Consider the following 16,857-nt stretch of genomic DNA (forward strand, 5'->3'; position numbering starts at 1 on the left):
GACGCAACCCGAAAACACAGGCGTACAGCCATGTTCAGTCTCCAAAACCCTCGTGGACCTCACGTGCCGTGGCCGGTCTCCTGGCTGACGGGTCACCGCTGCTGCGCCGACCTTCCCGGATGAGATCCAGTGGCCTCCACACCGGCGGACCGGTACGGACGAGGGCGAGCAACATCCGCTCACAGTGGCGAGGGCCGCGCCGGTTTCCCACCGGCTTCCCGAGCACCACGGCAAGCCGAGAGTAGCGCACCCGGCCGGAAAGGTGTGCAACCATGTGCGTCTGTGGATGCTCTGCCACCCCCTCTCCCTCCCGATCGGTGCCCCGGAATCCTTCGCCCGCATGTCGCGGCGGACGGCGCGCTGGTGCGGCTCCGCGTGCCCGGAGGGCAGGTACCCGACGGGGCGCTCCGAGCACTGTCGAACGCATCGACCGCCTACGCCGACGGCGACGTCCACCTGACGTCGCGAGGGAACCTGCAGCTCAGAGGTATCGACCTCGACGAGTGCGGTGCCGTCCCCGCGGGACTGGCCGACGCCGTCACGGCGGCCGGGCTGCTGCCCTCGGCGAGCCACGAACGGGTGCGGAACATCGTCGCGTCGGCTCTGTCGGGACTCGTGGGTGGACTCACCGACGTCCGGCCTCTCGTCCGCGATCTCGACGCCGGACTGTGCGCCGATCCGGTCCTCGCCGATCTGCCCGGCCGGTTCCTGTTCGGCCTCGACGACGGCCGCGGCGACGTGGTGACGCTGCGGTGCGATCTCACCGCGGTCGCGCTCGGCGGCGGGACGGCACGGATCGTCGTGGGTGGACTCGACGGGCCGACGGTGCGGCTCACCCAGGTTCCCGAGATGCTCCTGCGGCAGGCCCGCCGGTTCGTCGAGATTCGCGAGTCGGTGTGGCACGTGCGTCAACTCCCGCGTGCGGGAGCGGAACTCGGTGGCACCGATCCCGCTCCGCGGCCACCGGCCTTCACGGTGCCGTACGGCGTGCTCGGCGATGCGGTGTCGGTGCTGGTCCCCCTGGGAATCCTCACCCCCGCCATGGTTGCTGCGCTGCCCGATCGAGGTGTGGTCGTCACGCCCTGGCGCGGCCTGATACTCCCGTCCGGGTCGGATCTCGTCGCGCTTCGCGAGACCGGCTTCGAGACGGCCCCGGATTCGGCGTGGCAGCGGGTGACGGCGTGCACGGGAGCGCCCGGGTGTAGCCTCGCCGAAGGTGACACCCGAGCGCTGGCTCGCCGGATCGTCGCCGGAAATACCACCGATTCCCGAATTCACGTCGCCGGATGCGAACGCGTCTGCGGCGCACCGCACTCGCCTCACCGCATCGTTCTTGCCAGGAGCACCCCGTGACCCTTCGACCTCCCCCGCGTCGGTACGACTACGTCACCGACGGCGCCGACATCTACGTCCGGTCGTTCGCGACGATCCGCAGCGAATCGGATCTGTCCGCGATTCCTGCGAGTGCGGAGAAGGTCGCGGTCCGGATGATCCATGCAAGCGGACAGACCGATCTGGCACGGGACCTCGTCATCCATCCCGATCTTGTTCCGGCCGCGCGCACTGCACTGAACTCAGGTGCTCCGATCCTCACGGATGCGAACATGGTGGCCTCCGGGGTCACCCGTACGCGCCTGCCTGCCGACAACGACGTGATGTGTCTGCTCGCCGACCCGCGTGTCCCCGAACTCGCCGAACGTTGGGGCACGACCCGCTCCGCGGCGGCGGTGTCACTGTGGGCCGACCGCCTCGAGGGGGCTGTCGTTGCGATCGGCAATGCCCCGACCGCCCTGTTCCACCTGCTCGAGATGCTCGACGACGGCGCCCCGCGACCGGCGGCGATCGTCGGTGTTCCCGTCGGCTTCATCGGCGCCGCGGAGTCGAAGGAGGCGCTGCTCGACCATCGGCTGCAGATCCCCCATCTGGTGGTCCGGGGACGCCGCGGCGGGTCGGCGATGGCGTCGTCCGCGATCAATGCACTTGCGCAGGAGAAGGAATGAGCGAGATGGTGTCAGGCAGGTTCTACGGCGTGGGTCTCGGCCCCGGCGATCCCGAACTCATCACACGCAAGGCTGCGCGGCTGATCGCCGAAGCGGACGTCCTCGCGTACTACTCCGGTACGCACGGCCGCTCCATCGCCCGATCGATCGCCGCCGATCTGATCCCTGACGGCGTGATCGAGGAACTGCTGGTGTACCCGGTGACGACGGGCACCATCGATCACCCGGGCGGCTACGACGGTGCGATCGCCGATTTCTACGACGAGTCCGCCGCCCGGTTGGCCGTCCACCTCGACGCGGGACGCACTGTCGTCGTGCTCTGCGAGGGCGACCCTTTGTTCTACGGCTCGTACATGTACCTGCACGACCGCCTCGCTCCGCGATATCCGACGGAGGTGGTGCCAGGGGTGACCTCGGTGTCCGCCGCCTCTGCTGCAGCCGCCGAACCGATGGTGCGGCGCACCGACGTCCTCACCATCCTGCCCGGCACACTGCCCGCCCCGGAGCTCGCACGGCGACTCGCCGACACCGACGGTGCGGCGATCATGAAGCTGGGCAGGACGTTTCCCTCCGTCCGGGAGGCTCTCGCCCAGTCCGGGCGCCTCGACGGTGCCGTCTATGTCGAACGCGCGTCGATGGATCGGCAACGCATCCTTCCGGTTGCCGAGGTCGACGCCGACGCGGTGCCGTACTTCTCGGTGATCCTCACCGCCGGTGATCGCTCTCCGACGAATCGGTCGGTCGCCGACCGATCGCGGCCGTCCGTCGCGGTCGAGGCGACACATCCGGACGCGAACGAACTGCTCGTCGTCGGGTTGGGCCCGGCGGACGAGAAGTGGCTGACCCCCGAGGCCGCCGACGCACTCGCACAGGTCGATCACGTCGTCGGATACGGACCGTATGTCGATCGCGTCCCGGTACGTCCCGGCCTGCACCGTCATTCCAGCGGCAACACCGTCGAGGTGGACCGCGCGCGATTCGCTCTCGACCTCGCCCTGGCGGGTGAGAAGGTCGCCGTTGTCTCCGGTGGTGATGCCGGGGTGTTCGGCATGGCGTCGGCGGTGTTCGAGGCCGCGCAGGACGAGACATACGCGTCGGTGCCGATCCGCGTCCTGCCGGGGGTCTCCGCGGTGCAGGCGGTCGCGGCGCGTGCCGGCGCCCCGATCGGCGGCGACTTCGCGGTGATGAGCCTGTCGGATCGACTCAAGCCGTGGGACGTGATCGAGAAGCGGTTGGCTGCGGTATCCGAGGCCGATCTCGTCCTGGGCATCTACAATCCGGCCTCGCGGTCTCGGACGACGCAGGTCGCGGACGCGAAAACGGTACTGCTGAAGCATCGTCCGGCCGACACCGTCGTCGTGATCGGGCGCGATGTGGGACGGTCCGGCGAGTCGCTCGAGGTCACGACGCTCGAGAAGCTCGATCCGGCGAGCATCGACATGAAGTGCCTGCTCATCGTCGGCGCTGCGGGCACCTTCGTGATGCCTTCGGGTGCGGTGTGGACGAAACGGTCGGTCGACGGTCGCCATTCGGGATCCTCGACAACCGTTTGACTGCGGTGTTCACCCGCGGGTTGTCAACAGGTTCGCGCGGTGAACCGGGGTTCGCCACTGTTGCAATCGGGGCGAACCCCGGTTCGGCGCGCGAGGATGGAGCTATCCGAGACCGGCGCGCTCGCGGGAAGGGTCGTAGAGGTGTGAACAGGCCACATCCGGCCGTTCACGCACGCCGAGAGCGTGTCCGACGACGATCACCGCGGTGTGCTTCAGTCCCGCCGCCTCGACACCGTCGGCGATGTCGGCGAGGGTGCCGCGCAGCACGACCTGGTTCGGTCGCGACGCGAACGCGACCACCGCGACGGGGCAATCGGCGCCGTATTCGGCAGTGAGTTCTTCGGCAAGGACGCGGATGCGGGTGATCGCCAGGTGCAGGACGAGACTCGCCCGGATTCCTGCGACCCGCGCCAGAGCCTCGCTGTCGGGCATCGCCGTCGATCGGGCCTGCGTTCGGGTCAGCACGACCGTCTGCACGAGTTCGGGGACCGTCAGCTCGGTACCGAGTGCCGCCGCGGCCGCGGCGTAGGCGGGCACACCGGGTGTGACGTCCCACGGCACGCCCGCGGCGTCGAGCCGTCGCGTCTGCTCGGTGAGCGCCGAGTACAGCGACGGGTCGCCGGAGCACAGCCGCACGGCGTCGAGCCCGCGCCGGTGCGCGTCGACGAGATGCGCGGTGATCTCGTCGAGGTCCAGGTGTTGCGTGTCGACCAGTTCGGCGTCGTCACGGCAGTGCGAGAGGGTGTCGGCATCGAGATAGGTACCGGCGTACAGCACGACCGGGACCTCGCGCAGCAGATTCACCGCTCGCAGCGTGAGCAGGTCGGCCGCTCCGGGTCCGGATCCTACGAAATGGACGGTCATCGTTCGCCTTTCACTGCGCTCCATTGCACGACCGGTCGCTGCGCACGCCAGCCGGTGAATGTTCCTATGGGATCTGCGTGTTCGACGGACAGACGGGTGAGTTCACCGCCGTGCATCTTCCACCACTGCACCAGGACGGCCTCGGTCTCCAGCGTCACCGCGTGCGCGACGAGCCGACCGCCGGGAGGCAATGCGTCCCAACACGTGTCGAGCACACCCTCGCGACTTCCTCCTCCGCCGACGAAGATCGCGTCGGGCACCGGGAGTCCGACGAGCGCGGCAGGTGCAGCACCTCGGACGATGCGCACGATCGACGGCACACCCAACGCGGCGGCATTGCGTTCGATCGCGCCGGCGCGCCGTTCGTCCTTCTCGATCGCGAGAGTACGACAGCGCGGATCGGTTCGCGCCCATTCGATTCCGACGGACCCAGCTCCCGCACCGACGTCCCACAGCAACTCGCCTGGTCGCGGTGCGAGTGCGCACACCGCCGCGAGGCGTACGGTCCGCTTGCTGAGCTGCCCGTCGTGCTCGAACAGGGAGTCGTCGAGACCGGGCAGCACCGACAACCCGGCGGGGCCGTCGACCTCGACGCACATCAGACTCAGAGACCGGACGCCCGTATCGGTCAGATGGGCCGCCTTCGCATCGATCCGGGACTCGTCCGCAGCACCGAGATGCGACAACACCGCGACCCGTGAGTTCCCGAAACCGGCGGCCTCCAGGAGCGTCGCAACATCCGCGACACGTGCACCGTCGACGAGGACGACGAGTTTGCGTCCGCGCGTCAGAACTCTGCGCAGAGCATCGATCTCGCGACCCACGACGGTGATCGTCTCGCACTCCTCCGCGGACCAGCCCATGCGTGCACGGGCAAGGGCCACCGACGAGATCGCCGGGATCACCTCCACGGCGTCGCCTCCGAGGCGTCGGATCAGCGTGGTGCCGATCCCGGAGACCAGCGGATCACCGGATGCGAGCGCGACGACGTCCTTGCCGGCGTGCCGGTCGAGGAGGTCGTCGAGCCCGGACAGGAGCGGCGACGGCCACTCCTCGCGCACCGCTGTGCCGGCGGGAACCAGGTCGAGGTGGCGCCGGCCGCCGAGCAGGACCTCGGCCGCGAGAATCCGCTCCCGGACGGTGGACGGCACACCGGACCATCCGTCCGCCCCGATTCCGACAACGGTGATGCCTGTCGTCTGTCGTATCGGTCCCATGGCGGTGAACCATAGCCCACGCGCCATGGCCTAGACTCGGCCGTGGCAAGGCAATCGAAGGTGCCCCTCACGGGGATAATCGGGAAGCCGGTGAGAATCCGGCACAGGCCCGCTGCGGTGACCCGGGAGTCGTCGATCACGCGCATCCGCGCAGCCACTGGACCGTCCGGTCCGGGAAGGCGATCGCACGGCGTCCGACCGGGAAGTCCGAATACCGGCCTTCGAACAGCTTGCCGCGAAAAACATCCCAGCGGGAGCCTGTGGAGGTCGAAGTGCATGTGTATCCGTTCGGTGCGGTGGTCGGTTCCGACGACCTCGCGCTGGCCCTGACCCTGTGTGCGGTGTCGCCGACGATCGGCGGTGTGCTGGTGCGTGGCGAGAAGGGCACCGCGAAATCGACGACGGTGCGTGCCCACGCCGCACTGTTGCCCCCGGTCACCGTCGTGGACGAGTGCCGGTTCTCGTGCGATCCGGACGCCCCCGATCCGTCCTGCCCGGACGGCCCCCATCCGGCCGATACGGCCTCGCATGTCCGGCCGGTTCGGCTGGTGGAACTGCCCGTCGGCGCGGCGGAGGATCGCGTCACCGGAGCGTTGCATCTCGGCAAGGCGCTGGCCGACCGCACGGCCGAATACGAACCCGGTCTTCTGGCACTGGCCCACCGCGGCGTGCTGTACCTCGACGAGGTCAACCTCCTGCACGACCACCTGGTCGACCTGCTGCTCGACGCCGCGGCGATGGGCCGCTCGACCGTCGAACGCGACGGGGTCTCCGTCGAGCACGCCTCCCGATTCGTACTGGTCGGAACGATGAATCCCGAGGAGGGTGAGCTTCGCCCGCAGTTGCTCGACCGCTTCGGACTCGCCGTGGACGTGACCGCGCCCCGCGACCCGCACATGCGCGCCGAGATCGTGCGGCGGCGGATGGCCTTCGACGCCGACCCGGCCGGGTTCACCGCGCGATGGGCGGATCGGGACGCAGAGTGGTCGCGGCGAGTCGCCTCCGCCCGCGAACTCGTCCCGCAGGTCGCACTGAGCGACGACGCATTGGTCTCGATCGCCGAGGTGTGCGCGGCGTTCGACGTGGACGGCATGCGCGCCGACCTGGTCACCGCCCGCACGGCGATCGCACACGCGGCCTGGCACGACCGGCTCGAGGTGACACGCGAGGACATCGCAGCAGCGGCCCGACTCGCCCTGCCACACCGTCGGCGCCGCAACCCCTTCGACGCCCCCACCAGCAGCGACGATCTGCTCGACGAACTTCTCGGTGGAGACGATCCGGATCCTGGCCCCGACGACGATCCCGGTGGTGGCGAGAGCGCACCCGACGACTCGGCGGCGGAGACGTCCTCCGGTTCGGGTGATCGGTCGTCCACCAGCCTGGCGTCGGCGACGGATCCTTTTCGCGCCAGGGTGTTCTCCGTCGATCGGGTCGGGCGCGGGGCGGCCGGTCGCCGGTCGCGGGCGGTCACCACGATCGGCCGTACCGTGGGTAGTCGCCGCGGCGACACCGGCCCGGTTCATCTGCCCGCCACGATCCGCGCGTCCGCCTTCACCGATCGGGGTCTGCAGGTGCGCCGCAAGATCATCGAAGGCCGCGAGACCAATCTCGTCCTGCTCTGCGTCGACGCATCCGGGTCGATGGCAGCACGCAACCGGATGGTGCAGGTCAAGACCGCTGTCCTGTCGCTGCTGCTCGACGCCTACCGCCGTCGCGACACCGTCGGACTCGTGACCTTCCGCGGCACCGGCGCGACCGTCGCACTCCCGCCGACGAATTCGGTGGACGTGGCTGCCGCACGGCTGCGAGAACTTCCCGCCGGTGGGCGGACCCCGCTGGCGGAGGGGTTGATCGAAGCGGCCACCACCCTTCGGCGTCATTCCCTGCGGGATCCGCGTCGACGCGCCCTGCTCGTCGTGGTCACCGACGGTCGCGCCACCGCCGGACCGGACGCTGTGCAGCGCTCACTCGACGCCGCGGACGTCATCGCTGCACAGGGAATCTCCTCCGTGGTGGTCGATTCCGAGACGGGCCGATTCCGGATGGGTCTCGCGGCCCGTCTCGCCGAACGCCTCGGCGCCGAGTATGTGCCCGTCGGTGAGGTCGATGCCGACGCTTTGACCGGAATCGTCCGGGAGAGGGCCGCCTGATGCCGAAGGGACAACCCACCGTCGTCCCTGCCGACGGTCTCACCACCCGGCAGCGCCGCAACCGGCCGCTGTTGATGATCAACACCGGCGACGGAAAAGGAAAGTCCACAGCCGCATTCGGCCTCGCACTGCGTGGCTGGAACCAGGGCTGGTCGGTCGCCGTCTTCCAGTTCGTCAAGTCCGCCAAGTGGCGACTCGGCGAGCAGACCGCCTTCGAAACCCTCGCCGATCTGCACGCCGAGCGCGGCACCGGGGGGCCGATCGAGTGGCACAAGATGGGTTCCGGCTGGTCGTGGTCGCGCAAGGAAGGCACCGAGGAGGACCATGCCGCCGATGCGCTCGCCGGGTGGCGTGAGATCCAGCGACGTCTCACCGCGGAGCAGCACGGCCTGTACGTACTGGACGAGTTCACCTATCCGATCGCCTGGGGCTGGGTCGACATCGACGAGGTCGTCGATACGCTGACCTCACGGCCGGGACACCAGCACGTCATGATCACGGGGCGGCGTGCGCACCCGAAACTCGTCGAGGTCGCCGACCTGGTGACGGAGATGACGAAGGTCAAACATCCGATGGATGCGGGGCAGAAGGGCCAGCGAGGAATCGAGTGGTGAGAGTTCCACGCGTCGTCGTCGCCGCACCGGCATCCGGGCACGGGAAGACCACCATCGCCACGGGCCTCATGGCGGCACTGCGTCGCGCCGGCCACATCGTGTCGGGGCACAAGATCGGTCCCGACTACATCGATCCCGGCTACCACTCGCTCGCCACCGGCCGACCGGGCCGCAACCTCGACCCGCACCTCGTCGGCGAGGACCTCGTCGCTCCTCTCTTCCTGCACGGCGCCGCCGGTGCGGACATCGCCGTGATCGAAGGGGTCATGGGGTTGTACGACGGGATGATCGGCACCGAGGGGTACGCGTCCACCGCCCACACCGCGGCCCTGCTGTCCGCACCGGTGATCCTCGTCGTCGACGTCTCGCACGCCTCCCGGTCGATCGCGGCGATCGTGCACGGCATGGCGTCCTACGACCGCGGCACGCGGATCGCCGGCGTGATCCTGAACAAGGCCGGATCGCAGCGACATTCGGACGAGGTGATCCGCGCACTCGAACCGACCGGTATCCCGGTGCTCGGTGTGCTCGGTCGCGACGACGGCGTCACCGTCCCCTCGCGCCATCTCGGCCTGGTGCCCGCCGAGGAGCGCGACGAGGCGACCGCGCAGGTGGATCGTCTCGCCGCGCGGATCGCCGAGCGCATCGACCTCACCGAGATCCTCGGTATCGCCTCGGCAGCACCCGCTCTGTCGGCGACACCGTGGTCACCGGGCACGCCCACCGAGGACGGACCGGTGATCGCCGTCGCCGGAGGCCGCGCCTTCACCTTCCGCTACACCGAGACCGAGGAACTGCTGCGCGCACACGGATGCCGACCGGTGACCTTCGATCCCCTGCGCGACGAACGACTGCCCACCGGCACCGCGGGCATCTACCTCGGCGGCGGGTTCCCCGAGGTACATGCCGCCGACCTCGCCGCGAACCTCCCCTTGCGCACGCACCTGCGTGCCGCGATCGCGGCCGGAGTTCCGACCGTCGCCGAGTGCGCCGGTCTGCTCTATCTGGGGCGCGAGGTCGACGGGCACGAGATGGTGGGAGCCCTCGACACTGCGGCACGGATGACCCCGCGCCTGACCCTCGGCTACCGCACCGCGATCGCGCCGCAGGACACCCTGCTCGCCTCCGCCGGCACCCGCGTCACCGGCCACGAATTCCACCGCACCGTGATCGATTCCGGCTCGTCTGCCGCGTGGCTGCTCGACGGCCGGCCGGACGGCATCGCCACCGCAACGGTGCATGCGTCGTACCTGCACACGCACTGGGCCGGACATCCCGATCTCGCACGACGGTTCGCAGACGCCGCACGGTCGGCGGAACCCGCCCCCGAACCCACCTCGGCACCTGCGCGTCGTCGAACACCCGAACCCGACCTGCACCATCACGGCGACCGCGACGCGACCGAGGGGCTGGTCGACCTCGCCGTCAACGTCTCGCGCCGACCGCGACCGGCATGGCTCGACGACGCCCTGCGTGCATCGCTGGACGATCTCGCCCGGTATCCCGACCCGAGCGATGCACGCGCCGCTCTCGCCGATCGTCACGGCCGCAGCGTCGACGAGGTCCTCCCGACCGCCGGAGGTGCCGAGGCGTTCACATTGATCGCTCGGGCACGGGCGTGGCGGAAGCCGGTGGTGGTGCACCCGCAGTTCACCGAACCGGAGGCCGCACTGTTGGCCGCCGGACATCGTGTCACGCGGGTCGTGTTGCGCTGCGATGACGGGTTCGTCCTCGATCCGGGTGCGGTCCCGGAGGATGCCGACCTGGTCATCGTCGGCAATCCGACGAACCCCACCTCGGTCCTGCACCCGGCCGACACGCTCCTGGCACTGACCCGACCGGGACGGGTGGTCGTGGTCGACGAGGCGTTCATGGACGCCGTTCCCGGCGAAACCGAATCGTTGACGGGACAGCTCGTTCCGGGACTCGTGGTGCTGCGGTCGCTCACCAAGACGTGGGCGATCCCGGGTCTGCGCGCCGGATACGTGGTCGGCGACGCCGCAGTGCTCGCGGATTTCGCCGCGCAGCAACCACCCTGGTCGGTGTCCACTCCCGCAGGGGCCGCGATGATCGCGTGCGCATCCGGTGACGCAGTACGCGAGACCGAGGTGATCGCACAGGAGATCGCCGGCGACAGGAAGGTTCTCGTCGACGCCCTCACCGGACTCGGAATCCACGTGGTCTCCCCCGCGACAGCCCCGTTCGTGCTGGCGGAAACGCCAGAGGGAACGCGGGAGAGATTGCGGGAGAAGGGCTTCGCGCTGCGTCGCGGCGACACCTTCCCCGGCCTCGGTGACGACTGGGTACGGATCGCGGTGCGCGACGCGGCGACCACGGCAACGCTCGTCGAGGCGTGGAGAACGATCCTGTGAAGCACAGGGCACTCGGACTGGCGCTCGGCTACGCCGCCGACCAACTCGTCGGCGACCCGCAGCGGTGGCATCCCGTGAGCGGCTTCGGGAAGTTGGCGCGCGCCGCCGAGGGCCGGCTGTATGCCGACCACCGCGTTGCCGGGGTGGTGTTCACCTCGCTGCTGGTCGGCTCTGCCGGAGCGCTGGGATACGTCGCCGACCACGCGACCCGCGGTCGTCCGGTGCCGGCGGTGGCGGTCACGGCGCTGACCACCTGGACCGTGCTCGGCGGCCGCTCCCTCGGATTCGAGGCCCGGACGATCGACGCCCAACTCCGCGACGGCGATCTCGCCGCGGCGCGGCAACAGGTGACCCACCTGGTGGGCCGCGACCCGTCTCGGCTCGACGAGAACGGGATCGCGCGCGCCACGATCGAGTCGGTCGCCGAGAACACCTCCGACGCCGTCGTCGCCCCGCTGTGGTGGGGTGCGGTCCTCGGTCCGGCCGGCCTGCTCGGGTACCGCGCCGCGAACACCCTGGACGCGCGCGTCGGTCACCGCACACCGCGGCTCGAACGGTTCGGCTGGGCCTCGGCCCGGTTCGACGACCTGCTCAATCTCGTCCCCGCTCGCCTCACCGCCCTGCTGGCTGTCGCACTCGGTGACGACAGCCGGGGCGCGGTCCGGGCGTGGCGCCGGGACGCCCGTCAGCATCCGAGTCCGAATGCCGGTCCGGTCGAAGCGGCGTTCGCCGGTGCTCTCGGGATCCGGCTCGGCGGCTCGAACGTCTACCACGGTGTGGTCGAGGATCGCGGCACGCTCGGCGACGGACCCGCGCCGGCCCCGGAAGATATCGGCCGTACCGCGCGACTCGCCTCCAAGGTCGGACTCGGAGCCGTGGCGACCGCCATCGCGGTCGCCCTCGTCCATCGATAGCCTCCCCGATATTTCCCAGCCGCGACGGGAATTCCGGCCGAGGGTGAAATTCCGGGGTGAATCCGTGTTCGTTCTGCCCGAAACGTAACTCCGGTTGCTGGACGCGACGAACATGGCGCACTGCGCCACGCCGAGTCGGTCGCGTCAACTCCGACAACACGTCGGCGTCCACGGCCGACAACCTGTCACGGAATGTCCCGCAGGTCCTCGATGCGATGGTCGAACTCCCCCTCGGTGTCGTCGACCGAGTCCTCGACGCGGCCGTTCTCGAGCGGCCGGTACACGAAGACGGTGTTCAGTCCGACTTCGCGGGCGGCCCGCAGATCGTAGGGATGCGACGCGACCATCGCGGCCCGGAAGGGATCGACGCCCAGATACCGGCAGGTGCGCTCGTACAGGAAACGTTCGGGTTTGAAGGCGCCGAACAGTTCGGCCGTGAGGATGGCATCGGCCTCGAGCTGCTGGTCGCGGAAGAGCGCGATCATCGTGGCCATGTCCGTATTGGACAGTGTCGCCACCACTGCCTGCGAACGGAGTTCGTTCAGCCCGGGCCGCACGTCCGGCCATGCCTCGAGGCGTTGCCAGGCCCGCGCCGTCTCGACGCGCACGTCCTTGGGAAGGTCGATCCCGAACTGCTCGCACACGTCGCCGAGTCCGTCGACGTAGGAGTCCTGCACGCGATACCACTTCTCCACCGACTGGTCGAGACGGAGGATGCGTTCGTAGTAGTCGCTCCTCCAGGCCCGCACCAGGTCGCCCACGGTCGCCGGATCGGCATCGGGTCCGAGCGCATGGGCCACCGCCCGGGTGACCGGGGTGTAGAAGTCCATCAGCGTGCCCTGCACGTCGAAGATGTACGCGTCGTATCGGCTCACGCCTTGGAGCATGCCCGATCGCGCCTGCCCGAAACTGCTTTCCCGAACCCGCACGCCGATGTGACCCGCGTCGCATACTGGGACCGAAGCGTCGCCGCGCTCCGGGGGTGCACCATGGACGACCTGGCGGAATTCCGTCACGATCTCGATCGCATCGAACACCGCGTCGCCGGTGAGGTGGTCGTCGGCCGCTCGCGGGTCCGGATCCTGGCCGGGTGCGTCGCGCTGCTGGTCATGGGTCTGCTGCTTCCCCAGGCCACTTCGGTGACGTCCCTGACGACCCTTCTGCGCTGGGACTCCGAGGCCGCAACCCTTCCCCTCCGTGTCTTCGACGTCTTCGTGGTGGTGTTCGGCATCCTCGTACCGCTCGTCGCATTGCTCCGCCGCCGGTGGGGTGCCGCAACGCTCGCGATGCTCGGTTCGGGGGCGGCGTCGATGGTGGGACTGTTCGCCGTCTGGTCACAGGCCGGGATGGTCGCCCACACCTCTCACGCACCGCACGTCGGCCTGTATCTGTGCTGGGGCGCGGTGATGGCATCCACTGCGGTGTGGTTACCCGTCGTGCTCTCCACCGCTCCCCTGCGCAGCGCCCCTCCGGTCACCTCCGGAGTTCTGACTCCCCGGAACGGTCGCTGACCGCACCGTTCGCCGCTCGACAGTGGCGCACGACACGCTTGCGGTGCAACACTGTAATCAGTGCAACGCGCACAGGTTGATCGGTGCGACACGCACCGGGTCGCGTCCCGAGGAGGACATCATGCGACATTCACACATCCACGGATTCGGACGACCGGGCGGCTGGCAACAGGCAGACGTCCCCGACGCGAGCGATGCCGCCGAGTGGTTCGCCGGCAGGCTCCCCGACGACTGGTTCACCGGACCGCCCGACATCGAGATCGACAGAGAAGAGATCTTCGTCGTCGGCCCCCTCGGGGTACCCGACGGCACGAGCGACACCGAGATCGACGGACGCATCGCTCGATTCCGCGAGACCACGCGCGCCGACCGGATGCGCATCGCCGACGAGGCCGAGGCCCGCTACGGCCGCAAGGTGGCCTGGGGCGTGACGGTCGGCGACCGGACCGACCTGTTCACCCACCTCGCCGTCCCGGTCATGACGCGACTGCGCCAACCCGAACGGAAGGTGCTCGACACCCTCGTCGACGCCGGTGTCGCGCGGTCCCGTTCGGACGCACTGAAGTGGACCGTCAGGCTCGTGGGGCAGCACTCGGAGCAGTGGCTCCGGGAACTGCGCGAAGCGATGAAGAAGGTCGACGATCTGCGTTCCGAAGGTCCGCAGGTCTGACCTCCGCCACCCGGAGGACCCATTCCCGCGCTACCGTCACGGTCTCCACCGCGGCGACACCGCGGGGTGTGGGCGGGCGGCGTATGACGATCACGCGCACGCCCAGTTCATCGGCGGCGTCGAGTTTGCCGCGGGTGAGCGAACCACCCGAATCCTTCGTGACGAGGGTATCGATCCCGTTGTCGAGCAGCAGCTTCCGTTCGTCACTCGCCGTGTAGGGGCCGCGTCCGAGCAGCACCGACCAGCTCGGTGGCAGTTCGGTCGTCAGTGGATCGACGACGCGGACGAGCACGTCGTGCGTGGCGAGCGGTCCGACGAAGCGGTCGAGTGTCTGCCGTCCGGTGCTGAGGAAGATCCTCCGGCCGGTCGCGGCGACGTGCGCGGCGCCGTCGTGGTCGTCGACCCACGTCCACCGGCCGTGCGCGTCGTGCCAGCCCGGTCGTTGCAGGCGCACCAGTGGCACGTTCGCGGCGGCGCATGCCGCGGCGGCGTTCGCGCTGATGCCCGCGGCGAACGGATGGGTGGCGTCGACGACGGCTCGGATACCGCGCTCGGTCAGGTACCGGACGAGACCGTCCGCTCCGCCGAACCCTCCGATGCGCACCGGACCGACGGGCAGGCGTGGATTGCGGACCCGGCCTGCCAGGGAGGATTCGAACGCGATGTCCGCGTCGTCCAATGCCGCGGCGAGGGAACGGGCTTCCCCCGTCCCACCGAGGATGAGGACCGTCACCGCAGGGTTCCCCTCAGCACGGGCAGGGTTCGCTCGTCGGAGAGCATGGTGAGCAGAGCGTCCATGTCGAGATGTTCGTCGACGAGGTCCGCGAGCGCCTCGATGCGGACCTCGCGTGCGGCCGGGAAACTCACTTCCCCGGTGCGGATCTCGCGGCCCACCACCGCAGCGACCTCGCGTAACCACGCCCAGCGCAACGCGTCCCCTTCGAGGGCGCCGTGCCACATGGTGCCGAACACCGAACCCTCCCGGGTGCCACCGAGGAATTCGGTGCCACCGTCGACGGTGACGCGTCCGTGATGGATCTCGTATCCGGAGGCAGCCGCATCCAACGCTGACCCCCTCGGCAATCGGAGGACCTTCTCGTGTCCGAACTCGGTTCGGGCCGGGAGCAACCCGAGACCCGCCGCGCTTGCGCCGGGAACACCCTCGACGCCGTGCGGGTCGTCGATGCGCGTGCCGAGCATCTGGAAGCCGCCGCAGATACCGAGGACCGGTCCACCTCGGCGGACGTGGTCGACGATCGCGGTGTCGAGTCCTCGCGAGCGCAGCCACGCGAGATCCGCGAGGGTCGCGCGTGTTCCGGGCACGATCACGACGTCGGCGCCGGCGAGCGCTCGCGGGTCGTCGACGAAGCGGACCCGCACGTCCGGTTCGAGGCACAACGCGTCGACATCGGTGAAGTTGCTGACCCGCGGCAGCATCACGACGGCGATGCTCAGTGCGCCGTCACCATCGTGTGCGGGACGGGAGGTGAGGGCGAGTGAATCCTCCGAGTCGAGCCACAGGTCGCGTTGCCATGGCAGCACGCCGAGCACCGGGCGGCCGGTGAGCCGTTCGAGCGAGTCGAGTCCGGGCTTCAGGAGCGAGACGTCGCCGCGGAACTTGTTGATCACGAAGCCGCGGATCAACTGCTGATCCGCGGCGTCGAGCAGGGCCAGCGTCCCGTACATCGAGGCGAACACACCACCGCGGTCGATGTCGCCGACCACGACGGTCGGCATCGAACCATGTTGCGCCAGACCCATGTTCACATAGTCGTGGTCGCGCAGATTGATCTCGGCCGCGCTCCCGGCACCTTCGCACACCACCACGTCGAATCTACGCCGGAGGTCGTCGAAGGCACCGAATGCCGCGTCGGCGAGATGCTTTCGTCCACCGGCGAACTCACCCGCCTCCAGCGCTCCCGCCGGCCGCCCGAGAACCACGACGTGGCTGCGCCGGTCGTCGCCGGGCTTGAGCAGCACCGGGTTCATCGCGGCCTCGGGGATCGCACGGGCAGCCACTGCCTGGATCCACTGGGCGCGCCCGATCTCCGCGCCCTCGCTCGTCACCATCGAGTTGTTCGACATGTTCTGCGCCTTGAACGGCGCGACCTTCAGGCCGCGCCGCGCCAAGGATCGGCAGATCCCGGTGACGACCACGGATTTTCCTGCATCCGAGGTCGTTCCGGCGACGAGCAGACCCGAACCCATGCCGTCAGGCCGGGATCGTCACGCGACGGGACGCGCGTTCGGTGAGGTACGCGAAGACCACACCGAGCACCGCCCACAGGGTGAGCTGCACGGTGAACGACGCGACCCGGAACTCCCACAGCAGCGTCGCGGGGAAGCCCTCCCCCACCTCGTCGATTTTCGGCAAGGCGAGATATCCGAGACCCACCACGACGAGGAAGGCAACCGCCGGGCCTGCGATGCGGACGGTGTGCAGATCCTGGGCGGCCAGCGCCTTCGCCACCGCGACGGCCACTGCGATCGCGACGAGTCCGAGAACGACCGAGGCGAGCCACAGCAGGGTGCGTTGATCGATCGTGTCGGGATCACCGACGGCCGGCGGATTCGCCGGATACTTCACGAACGGGACGGCCTCGACGGCGAGCCACGCTCCGGCCGCCCCGAACAATCCGAGCTTCCAGCCCGGCATGTCGGTGAGGCGACGCGCGAAGTGCAGCACCGACGCGTAGAGGGCGCCGAACGCGAGACCGGCGAGAGTCGTCGCGAGGAACAGTCCGGCCTTCTGCCCGGTACGGTCGACGAGCGCATCCTCGCCGTGACTGTGACCGTGGGATTCCCCGGTGGTCGCAGCGTGGTCGTGATCATGCGAATGCGCTTCGCCGGCAGCTTCTTCGAGCGCGATCGCGGATTCGATGTGGGGTTCGCCGACGACGAAGGCGACACCGCCGGCGAGCAGACCCGCGACGAGTCCGGCGAGCAGGCCCCGCAGCAGCAGGTGGAGGTAGGTTCCGGGCATCGTGGT

Annotated in this window: 15 protein-coding genes and 2 riboswitches; of the genes, 9 read left to right on the forward strand and 6 right to left on the reverse strand. The window is 69.4% G+C overall.

The window, feature by feature from the left end; genetic code table 11:
- Positions 1 to 52 precede the first annotated feature (52 nt).
- Positions 53 to 245, reverse strand: a riboswitch (cobalamin riboswitch).
- Between the two features lie 118 nt (positions 246 to 363).
- Genes KXC42_RS19255 through KXC42_RS19265 form a run of 3 tightly spaced genes read left to right on the forward strand, consistent with a single transcriptional unit; the run spans position 364 to position 3,553 of the window.
- Positions 364 to 1,353 carry a cobalamin biosynthesis protein CobG gene (locus tag KXC42_RS19255; RefSeq protein ID WP_219129403.1) on the forward strand — a complete coding sequence of 330 codons (990 nt, stop codon included), beginning with the start codon at positions 364 to 366 and terminating at the stop codon, positions 1,351 to 1,353.
- Positions 1,350 to 2,000 carry a precorrin-8X methylmutase gene (locus KXC42_RS19260; RefSeq protein WP_071935611.1) on the forward strand — a complete coding sequence of 217 codons (651 nt, stop codon included), beginning with the start codon at positions 1,350 to 1,352 and terminating at the stop codon, positions 1,998 to 2,000. The genes KXC42_RS19255 and KXC42_RS19260 overlap by 4 nt, the downstream gene beginning before the upstream one ends.
- A complete protein-coding gene (locus KXC42_RS19265) occupies positions 1,997 to 3,553 on the forward strand; it encodes a precorrin-2 C(20)-methyltransferase (protein ID WP_039958237.1) in 1,557 nt (518 codons plus the stop codon). The genes KXC42_RS19260 and KXC42_RS19265 overlap by 4 nt, the downstream gene beginning before the upstream one ends.
- A gap of 102 nt (positions 3,554 to 3,655) precedes the next feature.
- Here KXC42_RS19265 and KXC42_RS19270 read toward each other — a convergent pair whose 3' ends face one another.
- Both KXC42_RS19270 and cbiE read right to left on the reverse strand, forming a co-directional pair.
- On the reverse strand, positions 3,656 to 4,417 hold the full coding sequence (locus KXC42_RS19270) for a cobalt-precorrin-4/precorrin-4 C(11)-methyltransferase (protein ID WP_006552970.1): 762 nt from the start codon (positions 4,415 to 4,417) through the stop codon (positions 3,656 to 3,658).
- The gene (gene cbiE, locus KXC42_RS19275; RefSeq protein WP_219129404.1) at positions 4,414 to 5,634 is read right to left on the reverse strand and encodes a precorrin-6y C5,15-methyltransferase (decarboxylating) subunit CbiE; all 1,221 of its coding nucleotides are present in this window, start codon (positions 5,632 to 5,634) and stop codon (positions 4,414 to 4,416) included. The genes KXC42_RS19270 and cbiE overlap by 4 nt, the downstream gene beginning before the upstream one ends.
- Before the next feature lie 41 nt (positions 5,635 to 5,675).
- Positions 5,676 to 5,872, forward strand: a riboswitch (cobalamin riboswitch).
- Between the two features lie 22 nt (positions 5,873 to 5,894).
- Here cbiE and KXC42_RS19280 point away from each other — a divergent pair.
- Genes KXC42_RS19280 through KXC42_RS19295 form a run of 4 tightly spaced genes read left to right on the forward strand, consistent with a single transcriptional unit; the run spans position 5,895 to position 11,687 of the window.
- Complete coding sequence (locus KXC42_RS19280) at positions 5,895 to 7,787, forward strand: VWA domain-containing protein (protein ID WP_219129405.1); 1,893 nt, start codon at positions 5,895 to 5,897, stop codon at positions 7,785 to 7,787.
- Positions 7,787 to 8,401, forward strand: a complete 615-nt coding sequence (cobO, locus tag KXC42_RS19285) for a cob(I)yrinic acid a,c-diamide adenosyltransferase (RefSeq protein ID WP_024101878.1) — start codon at positions 7,787 to 7,789, stop codon at positions 8,399 to 8,401. Before KXC42_RS19280 ends, cobO begins: the two co-directional genes overlap by 1 nt.
- A complete protein-coding gene (locus KXC42_RS19290) occupies positions 8,398 to 10,773 on the forward strand; it encodes a cobyrinate a,c-diamide synthase (RefSeq protein WP_257605871.1) in 2,376 nt (791 codons plus the stop codon). Before cobO ends, KXC42_RS19290 begins: the two co-directional genes overlap by 4 nt.
- Positions 10,770 to 11,687 carry a cobalamin biosynthesis protein gene (locus KXC42_RS19295; RefSeq protein WP_200358593.1) on the forward strand — a complete coding sequence of 306 codons (918 nt, stop codon included), beginning with the start codon at positions 10,770 to 10,772 and terminating at the stop codon, positions 11,685 to 11,687. Before KXC42_RS19290 ends, KXC42_RS19295 begins: the two co-directional genes overlap by 4 nt.
- Before the next feature lie 185 nt (positions 11,688 to 11,872).
- On the opposite strand, the gene KXC42_RS19300 is transcribed toward KXC42_RS19295, so the two are convergent.
- A complete protein-coding gene (locus KXC42_RS19300) occupies positions 11,873 to 12,574 on the reverse strand; it encodes a haloacid dehalogenase type II (protein ID WP_019291058.1) in 702 nt (233 codons plus the stop codon).
- Positions 12,575 to 12,676: 102 nt separating this feature from the next.
- On the opposite strand from KXC42_RS19300, the gene KXC42_RS19305 reads away from it, so the two are divergent.
- Together KXC42_RS19305 and KXC42_RS19310 are read left to right on the forward strand one after the other, a co-directional pair.
- A complete protein-coding gene (locus KXC42_RS19305; RefSeq protein ID WP_019291057.1) occupies positions 12,677 to 13,198 on the forward strand; it encodes a hypothetical protein in 522 nt (173 codons plus the stop codon).
- A 121-nt stretch (positions 13,199 to 13,319) separates the two neighbouring features.
- Positions 13,320 to 13,868 (forward strand): hypothetical protein, encoded by a 549-nt coding sequence (locus tag KXC42_RS19310; protein ID WP_024101881.1) that lies wholly within the window; start codon positions 13,320 to 13,322, stop codon positions 13,866 to 13,868.
- On the opposite strand, the gene KXC42_RS19315 is transcribed toward KXC42_RS19310, so the two are convergent.
- Genes KXC42_RS19315 through KXC42_RS19325 form a run of 3 tightly spaced genes read right to left on the reverse strand, consistent with a single transcriptional unit; the run spans position 13,771 to position 16,851 of the window.
- Positions 13,771 to 14,601: a cobalt-precorrin-6A reductase gene (locus KXC42_RS19315; RefSeq protein ID WP_019291055.1), complete on the reverse strand. Its 831-nt coding sequence runs from the start codon at positions 14,599 to 14,601 to the stop codon at positions 13,771 to 13,773. The genes KXC42_RS19310 and KXC42_RS19315 overlap by 98 nt on opposite strands.
- Positions 14,598 to 16,076, reverse strand: a complete 1,479-nt coding sequence (locus KXC42_RS19320) for a cobyric acid synthase (protein ID WP_006552980.1) — start codon at positions 16,074 to 16,076, stop codon at positions 14,598 to 14,600. The genes KXC42_RS19315 and KXC42_RS19320 overlap by 4 nt, the downstream gene beginning before the upstream one ends.
- Positions 16,077 to 16,080: 4 nt before the next feature.
- Positions 16,081 to 16,851, reverse strand: a complete 771-nt coding sequence (locus KXC42_RS19325; RefSeq protein ID WP_019291054.1) for a CbtA family protein — start codon at positions 16,849 to 16,851, stop codon at positions 16,081 to 16,083.
- Positions 16,852 to 16,857: the final 6 nt, after the last annotated feature.

Origin of the sequence: Rhodococcus sp. LW-XY12 (assembly GCF_019317345.1) — a bacterium.
GTDB classification, from domain to species: Bacteria; Actinomycetota; Actinomycetes; order Mycobacteriales; family Mycobacteriaceae; genus Rhodococcus; species Rhodococcus pyridinivorans.

What these genes read in the sequence shown, in the direction of transcription:
- KXC42_RS19265 (WP_039958237.1), top strand. Translation starts at nt 1,997, where the DNA reads ATGAGCGAGATGGTGTCAGGCAGGTTCTACGGCGTGGGTCTCGGCCCC.
- KXC42_RS19270 (WP_006552970.1), bottom strand. Translation starts at nt 4,417, where the DNA reads ATGACCGTCCATTTCGTAGGATCCGGACCCGGAGCGGCCGACCTGCTC.
- cbiE (WP_219129404.1), bottom strand. Translation starts at nt 5,634, where the DNA reads ATGGGACCGATACGACAGACGACAGGCATCACCGTTGTCGGAATCGGG.
- cobO (WP_024101878.1), top strand. Translation starts at nt 7,787, where the DNA reads ATGCCGAAGGGACAACCCACCGTCGTCCCTGCCGACGGTCTCACCACC.
- KXC42_RS19300 (WP_019291058.1), bottom strand. Translation starts at nt 12,574, where the DNA reads ATGCTCCAAGGCGTGAGCCGATACGACGCGTACATCTTCGACGTGCAG.
- KXC42_RS19305 (WP_019291057.1), top strand. Translation starts at nt 12,677, where the DNA reads ATGGACGACCTGGCGGAATTCCGTCACGATCTCGATCGCATCGAACAC.
- KXC42_RS19310 (WP_024101881.1), top strand. Translation starts at nt 13,320, where the DNA reads ATGCGACATTCACACATCCACGGATTCGGACGACCGGGCGGCTGGCAA.
- KXC42_RS19320 (WP_006552980.1), bottom strand. Translation starts at nt 16,076, where the DNA reads ATGGGTTCGGGTCTGCTCGTCGCCGGAACGACCTCGGATGCAGGAAAA.
- KXC42_RS19325 (WP_019291054.1), bottom strand. Translation starts at nt 16,851, where the DNA reads ATGCCCGGAACCTACCTCCACCTGCTGCTGCGGGGCCTGCTCGCCGGA.